Here is a 6,217-nt window from a genome sequence, read left to right as displayed (position 1 = left end):
ACCCCAGGGCGCCGAACATCGAAGCCCGTCCCGGACGACACCCCACCCCGTCCCCGACCCCGCCCCCACGAAGCCCTGCCCGGGAAAACCGCCGAGCCCCCATCGGGTGACGTCCAGGGGCCCGCCAACCCCGGCGGAGCCGGCACCGCATAGCCTCCCTCGGGAGGAGACCGCCCCACCCCTCCGGAGGAGAAGACATTGCCCCCCGTCGTGCACGCCGCCCAGGCGGCCGGGATCCACACCCTCACCCTCGACTCCCCGGCCAACCGCAACGCCCTCTCCGCCGCGCTCGTCGACTCGCTCCGCGCCGCCCTGACCGACGCCGCCGCGGACCCGGCGGTCCGGGCCGTCGTCCTCACCCACACCGGCGGCACCTTCTGCGCCGGCGCCGACCTCAAGTCCCCCTGCGACCCCGCCGACTTCCTCGCCCTCCTCGGCGCGATCGCCGAGCTGCCCAAGCCCGTCGTCGCCCGCGTCACCGGCCACGTCCGCGCCGGCGGCCTCGGCCTGCTCGGCGTCTGCGACATCGCCGCCGCCGGGCCGCAGTCCTCGTACGCCTTCACCGAGACCCACCTCGGCCTCGCCCCCGCGGTGATCTCCATGCCGCTGCTCCCGCGCCTCGACCCGCGCGCCGCAGCCCGCTACTTCCTCACCGCCGAGCGCTTCGACGCCGCCGAGGCCACCCGCATCGGCCTGCTCACCCTGCACGCGCAAGCCCCGCAGGACGTGGACGACGTGCTGGCCCCCGTCCTCGCCGGACTCCGCGCCGCCTCCCCCCAGGGCCTGGCCGCGACGAAGGCACTGACCTCCGCCACCGTCCGCGAGGCCCTCGCCCGCGACGGGGCCCGCCTCACCGAGCTGTCCGCAGGACTCTTCGCCTCCGCCGAGGCACGCGAAGGCATCACCGCCCGCTTCGAACGCCGGGAGCCGTCATGGGCACTGTGACCGACCCCCGCCACCCCAAGCAGGCCCGCAGCCGCGTCACCCGCCGCCACCTCCTGGAGGCGGCCGTCTCCTGCCTGGCCGAACACGGCTGGGCCGGCTCCACCGTCGCCGTCGTCGCCGAACGGGCCGGGGTGTCCCGGGGCGCGTCCCAGCACCACTTCCCCACCCGCGAGGACCTCTTCACCGCCGCCGTCGAGTACGTCGCCGAGGAACGCTCCACGGCCCTGCGCGAGCTCTTCCAGGCCGGCCCGGCGGCCCGCCCCGTCGTCGTGGAAGCCCTCGTGGACCTGTACACGGGCACCCTCTTCCGGGCCGCCCTCCAGCTCTGGGTCGCCGCCTCCAACGAGGAGCAGCTGCGCCCCCGCGTCTCCGAGCTGGAGGCCCGGGTCGGCCGCGAGACCCACCGCATCGCCGTCGAACTGCTGGGCGCCGACGAGTCCGTGCCCGGCGTACGGGAGACCGTGCAGGGCCTGCTGGACATGGCCCGCGGCCTGGGCCTGGCCAACGTCCTGACCGACGACACGGCCCGCCGGGCCCGCGTGGTGGCCCAGTGGTCCCGGATCATCGAGACGACCCTGGCCCCCTGAACGCGAACGCGACAGGGCGCCGCACCCCCGAACCGAGGGGGATACGGCGCCCAGGCCATGCGGGACAGCGAAACAGCGAAACAGCGGGACAGCAGGATCAGGCCGTGGAAGCGATGTCCGCGTAGCCCTCGATCTCCTGCGGGTTGCGGCGCCCCGGCCCGATGTAGCGGGCCGACGGCCGCACCAGGCGGCCCGTGCGCTTCTGCTCCAGGATGTGCGCCGACCAGCCGGCGGTACGGGCGCAGCTGAACATCGAGGTGAACATGTGCGCCGGGACCTCCGCGAAGTCCAGCATGATCGCGGCCCAGAACTCCACGTTGGTGGCCAGCACCCGGTCGGGGCGACGCGCGTGCAGCTCCTCCAGCGCGGCCTTCTCCAGCGCGGCGGCGACCTCGTAGCGCGGCGCGTCCAGCTCCTTGGCCGTGCGCCGCAGCACGCGGGCGCGCGGGTCCTCGGCACGGTAGACGCGGTGCCCGAAGCCCATCAGCCGCTCGCCCTTGTCCAGGGCCTTCTTCACGTACGCCACGGCGTCGCCGGTGCGCTCGATCTCCTCGATCATGCCGAGCACGCGGGACGGCGCCCCGCCGTGCAGCGGCCCGGACATCGCGCCGACGGCACCCGACAGCGCGGCGGCGACGTCGGCACCGGTGGAGGCGATCACCCGCGCGGTGAAGGTGGAGGCGTTCATGCCGTGCTCGGCGGCCGAGGTCCAGTACGCGTCGACGGCCTTGACGTGCTTCGGGTCCGGCTCGCCCCGCCAGCGGATCATGAAGCGCTCGACGACGGACTCGGCCTTGTCGATCTCCTTCTGCGGCACCATCGGCAGGCCCTGGCCGCGCGCGGACTGGGCGACGTACGACAGCGCCATCACGGCCGCGCGCGCCAGGTCGTCGCGGGCGGTCTGGGCGTCGATGTCGAGCAGCGGTTTCAGACCCCACACGGGCGCGAGCATGGCGAGCGCGGACTGCACGTCGACGCGGATGTCACCGGAGTGGACCGGGATGGGGAAGGGCTCGGCGGCCGGCAGGCCGGGGTTGAAGGCACCGTCGACCAGCAGACCCCAGACGTTCCCGAAGGAGACGTGCCCGACGAGGTCCTCGATGTCGACCCCGCGGTAGCGCAGCGCACCGCCTTCCTTGTCGGGTTCGGCGATCTCCGTCTCGAACGCGACGACCCCTTCGAGCCCGGGTACGAAGTCGGACATCAGGCGGCTCCTCAAATAGTGCGAACACGCGCGGTTCCCGGCGTGATTCGCGGTCCGTCGCGGTCATCCCCGTTGATGCCCGGCACGGCCGAAGGTCACCCGTGTGGACACCCTCGGACCGGCCCCAAGATTTTGTCCGTTCCGGTTGAACTGGGGAAGCGTGACATACGGCACACCCCCGGCGGGGTTCCTGCGGCAGGATGGCCCGCGTGACCGACCAGGACCTTGATCCCGCCACCATGCGCAAGCAGTACCGCTCGCACATCGTCCACGAGGAGAGTCTCGCCGAGGAGCCGATGCAGCAGTTCTTCCGGTGGTTCCAGCAGGCCGCCGATGCGCACGTCTTCGAACCGAACGCCATGGTGGTCTCGACGGCGACCCCCGACGGCCGCCCCAGCTCCCGCACGGTGCTGCTGAAGCAGTTCGACGAGCGCGGCTTCGTCTTCTTCACGAACTACGTGTCCCGCAAGGGCCGCGAGCTCGATCTGAACCCGCAGGTCGCGCTGCTCTTCCCCTGGCATCCGATCGCCCGCCAGGTCGTCGTCACCGGCACGGCGGCCCGGGTCGGCCGCGACGAGACGGCGGCGTACTTCCGCTCCCGCCCGCACGGCTCGCAGCTGGGCGCCTGGGCGAGCGAGCAGTCCAGCGTGATCGGCTCGCGCGCGGAACTGGACCGGCGCTACGCCGAGCTCGCCGCCCGCTACCCGGAGGGCGAGCAGGTTCCGGTCCCGCCGCAGTGGGGCGGTTTCCGGGTCACCCCGCTGGAGGTGGAGTTCTGGCAGGGTCACGAGAACCGCCTCCACGACCGTCTGCGCTACGTCCTGGACGGGGAGAAGTGGCGCATCGAGCGCCTGTGCCCGTAGCCGTCCGGCGCTGACCGCTGACCGCTGACCGCTGACCGCTGACCGCTGACCGCTGACCGGTCGGGCCCCGCGGGCCCGGCCCGTCTCCCGCCTCCCCGAGCGGGAGCGGAAAACGCAGACGACCCGCGGACTCGGGTCTCTCCCCTGCAGTGGGAGAGGCCGGCCGGACGTGCCGGCGAGCCCGCGGGTCGGGTGACTGCTGTGGATTGGCGCCAGGCGATCCGCCGGGCACCGCACTGGGTGCGTGCGACGACGGGCGCTTAGCCCGCAGCCACCTCACGCGTCCGGTTTCCGTACATTTCGGGAACCACCTCCCTTCTCGTGTACGGCAGAGCCTAGGCACCCGCCCCGGCCGGCACAACCGTTTATTTCTTGCACCCAATCCGCGGAAAGCGGTGTGGGCTGCGTCACGTTCCAGTTGAATGATCTGACGTGCCGCACACGCGAACACCTGCAGGGGGTGCCAGGTGAGTGCCTACGGACGTGGTGAGACCGCCGACGATCTGCTCGCAGCGCTGCTGGACGGGATGGACGCCGCCCTGTGCGCGTTCGACTCCGACGGCGTGATCACCCACTGGAACCGCGAGGCCGAGCGGATCCTGGGCTGGTCCGCGGCCGAGGCCGTGGGCCGCAAGGGGTTCGCGGGGTGGGCGGTGCGGGCCGCCGACGCCCAGGACGTGCAGGACAGACTCATGGCCGCCCAGGAGGTGCCCGGGCGGCAGGTGCACGAGTTCGCGCTGCTGACCAAGGACGGCGGGCGCGTCCTCGTACGGACCCAGTCCGCCGGGGTGCCGGGCGCCGACGGGAAGCCCGCCGGCGTGTACTGCGCCTTCAGCGAGGTGCACGCCCAGATCGACCTGGAGCGGTCCATCGCGCTGAGCGAGGCCCTGCTCGACGACGCCTCGTGGGGGGTCGTCCTGGTCGACGTGGACCTGCGCCCGGCGGTCGTCAACGCGCACGCGGCGCGGGCCTTCGGCTCGGGCCGCACCGCCCTGCTCGGCCGGCCGCTGGGGGAGCTGCTGACCCAGGGCGTGGAGGAGCTGGAGGGTGCCCTCCAGCACGTGCTCGCCGAGGGGGCACCGCCCGGGCCCGTCGAGCTGTGGGTGTCGGTGCGCACGTCGGAGGGGGTGCGGCGCCGGTGCTGGCGGTGCGGGTTCCTGCGGCTGGCGTCGCCGCTCGCGGAGGAGCCGGTGCCGCTCGGTGTGGGCTGGCTGTTCCAGGACGTCACCGAGGCCCGGCAGGCCCAGCTGGACACCGCGCAGCTGCGGTTCCGCACGCACCAGCTGCACCGCGCGGGGCGGGCCGCCGCCGAGTGCGAGGACCCGGCGGAGGCGGCCGCCGTACGCCTGGAGTACGCCCTCGCCGGCTTCGCCGAGCACGTGCTGCTGGACGTACTGGACCCGTCGGCCGGCCCCGAGCGGCGCAGGCTCGTACGGTCGGCCGCCTCGCCGCCGGCGCTGCCCGGGCCGGGTGCGATCCCCGTACGGTACGAGCCCGGGCATCCGGCGCTGCAGGCGCTGGACCGGATCGGCTCGGTGCGGACCAGCGTCCCGCGCGGGCAGGCGGACGGCGAGTGGGCGCGGGCCCGCCAGTGGCCCGAGGGCGCGGCGCACGTGCTGTGCACGGTGCTGCGCAGCCGGGGGAGGACGGTGGGAGCCCTGACGTTCGTACGCGGCCCCTCGCGGCCCGCCTTCGAGCGGGCGGACGCGGAGTACGCCGAGGAGGTCGCGGCCCGGGTGGCGGCGGACCTCGACCTCGCGACGGGGGGCCCGGGGCCGGCCTAGTGGCGGAAGAAGATCCGGTCGCCGTACTCCTGCATCACGCGGCCGTTCCACTCGTGGCCGCCGTCGACGTTGCCCGAGCGCAGCAGCGGCGGCTCGATGCCCCGGGCGGCGAGCTCGCCGGCCGCCGTGGCCATGACCGCCTGCATGATCGCGCTGGTCACGACGGTCGAGGCGGGGGCGAAGGGGGCGTCGATGCCGTCGAGGCTGAGCTCGGCGTCGCCCACCGCGATCTTGCTGTCGAGGACCACGTCGCAGTGGTCCTTGAGGAAGGTGCCCGAGACGTGCCGCGACTTGGTCTCCGTCGCGTACGCCACCGAGGTCACGCCGATCACCTTGAGGCCGATCGCGCGGGCGTTCATGGCCATCTCGACCGGCAGGGCGTTGCGCCCGGAGAGGGAGATGATCACGAGGACGTCGCCCGCGGAGGCGGGGCTGCTGTCCAGGACCGCCCCGGCCAGGCCGTCGACCCGCTCCAGGGCGCTGCCCAGCGTCGCGGGCATGACGTCGACGCCGGCCGTGCCCGGAACGGCGAGGAAGTTCATCAGGGCGAGCCCGCCGGCCCGGTAGACCACGTCCTGGGCGGGCAGCGAGGAGTGCCCGGCGCCGAAGGCGAAGAGCCGGTTCCCGGCCGCCACGGCGTCGGCGACGAGGGTGCCGGCCTCGGTGATCCGCGCGGCCTCCTCGTCGCGCACCCGCTCCAGCAGGCCGATGGCCGCGTCGAAGAACTGACCGGCCAGCTTGCTCTCGCTCATACGCCGAAGGCCCTTCCAGAAGTGGGGTGCGTCCGTGTCCGCCGCTCACCGTGCGGTCTGGACCAAGGGCCTGTCAATACGG

At 73.7% G+C, this 6,217-nt stretch carries 6 protein-coding genes; 4 read left to right on the top strand and 2 right to left on the bottom strand.

Going from position 1 to position 6,217, the window contains the following annotated elements:
- Positions 1 to 198 precede the first annotated feature (198 nt).
- On the top strand, positions 199 to 945 hold the full coding sequence (locus tag ACFTXQ_RS30020; RefSeq protein WP_382646610.1) for an enoyl-CoA hydratase family protein: 747 nt from the start codon (positions 199 to 201) through the stop codon (positions 943 to 945).
- Positions 933 to 1,532, top strand: coding sequence for a TetR/AcrR family transcriptional regulator (locus tag ACFTXQ_RS30015; RefSeq protein ID WP_382646607.1), 600 nt, complete (start codon positions 933 to 935; stop codon positions 1,530 to 1,532). Before ACFTXQ_RS30020 ends, ACFTXQ_RS30015 begins: the two co-directional genes overlap by 13 nt.
- Before the next feature lie 97 nt (positions 1,533 to 1,629).
- Here ACFTXQ_RS30015 and ACFTXQ_RS30010 read toward each other — a convergent pair whose 3' ends face one another.
- Positions 1,630 to 2,736 (bottom strand): citrate synthase 2, encoded by a 1,107-nt coding sequence (locus ACFTXQ_RS30010; RefSeq protein ID WP_382646604.1) that lies wholly within the window; start codon positions 2,734 to 2,736, stop codon positions 1,630 to 1,632.
- Between the two features lie 200 nt (positions 2,737 to 2,936).
- Between ACFTXQ_RS30010 and pdxH the strand changes: the two genes are divergently transcribed.
- Both pdxH and ACFTXQ_RS30000 read left to right on the top strand, forming a co-directional pair.
- A complete protein-coding gene (pdxH, locus tag ACFTXQ_RS30005) occupies positions 2,937 to 3,599 on the top strand; it encodes a pyridoxamine 5'-phosphate oxidase (protein WP_382646601.1) in 663 nt (220 codons plus the stop codon).
- A gap of 467 nt (positions 3,600 to 4,066) precedes the next feature.
- Positions 4,067 to 5,383 (top strand): PAS domain-containing protein, encoded by a 1,317-nt coding sequence (locus tag ACFTXQ_RS30000; protein WP_382646598.1) that lies wholly within the window; start codon positions 4,067 to 4,069, stop codon positions 5,381 to 5,383.
- Here ACFTXQ_RS30000 and ACFTXQ_RS29995 read toward each other — a convergent pair.
- The gene (locus tag ACFTXQ_RS29995) at positions 5,380 to 6,135 is read right to left on the bottom strand and encodes an SIS domain-containing protein (protein ID WP_382646595.1); all 756 of its coding nucleotides are present in this window, start codon (positions 6,133 to 6,135) and stop codon (positions 5,380 to 5,382) included. The two genes, ACFTXQ_RS30000 and ACFTXQ_RS29995, sit on opposite strands and share 4 nt — an antisense overlap.
- Positions 6,136 to 6,217 lie beyond the last annotated feature (82 nt).

The organism is Streptomyces sp. NPDC057010 (genome assembly GCF_042673805.1).
In the GTDB taxonomy this organism is placed as follows: Bacteria; Actinomycetota; Actinomycetes; order Streptomycetales; family Streptomycetaceae; genus Streptomyces.
The sequence above is the reverse complement of the archived record's forward strand: the minus strand, read 5'-3'. Positions and strand labels throughout refer to the sequence as shown.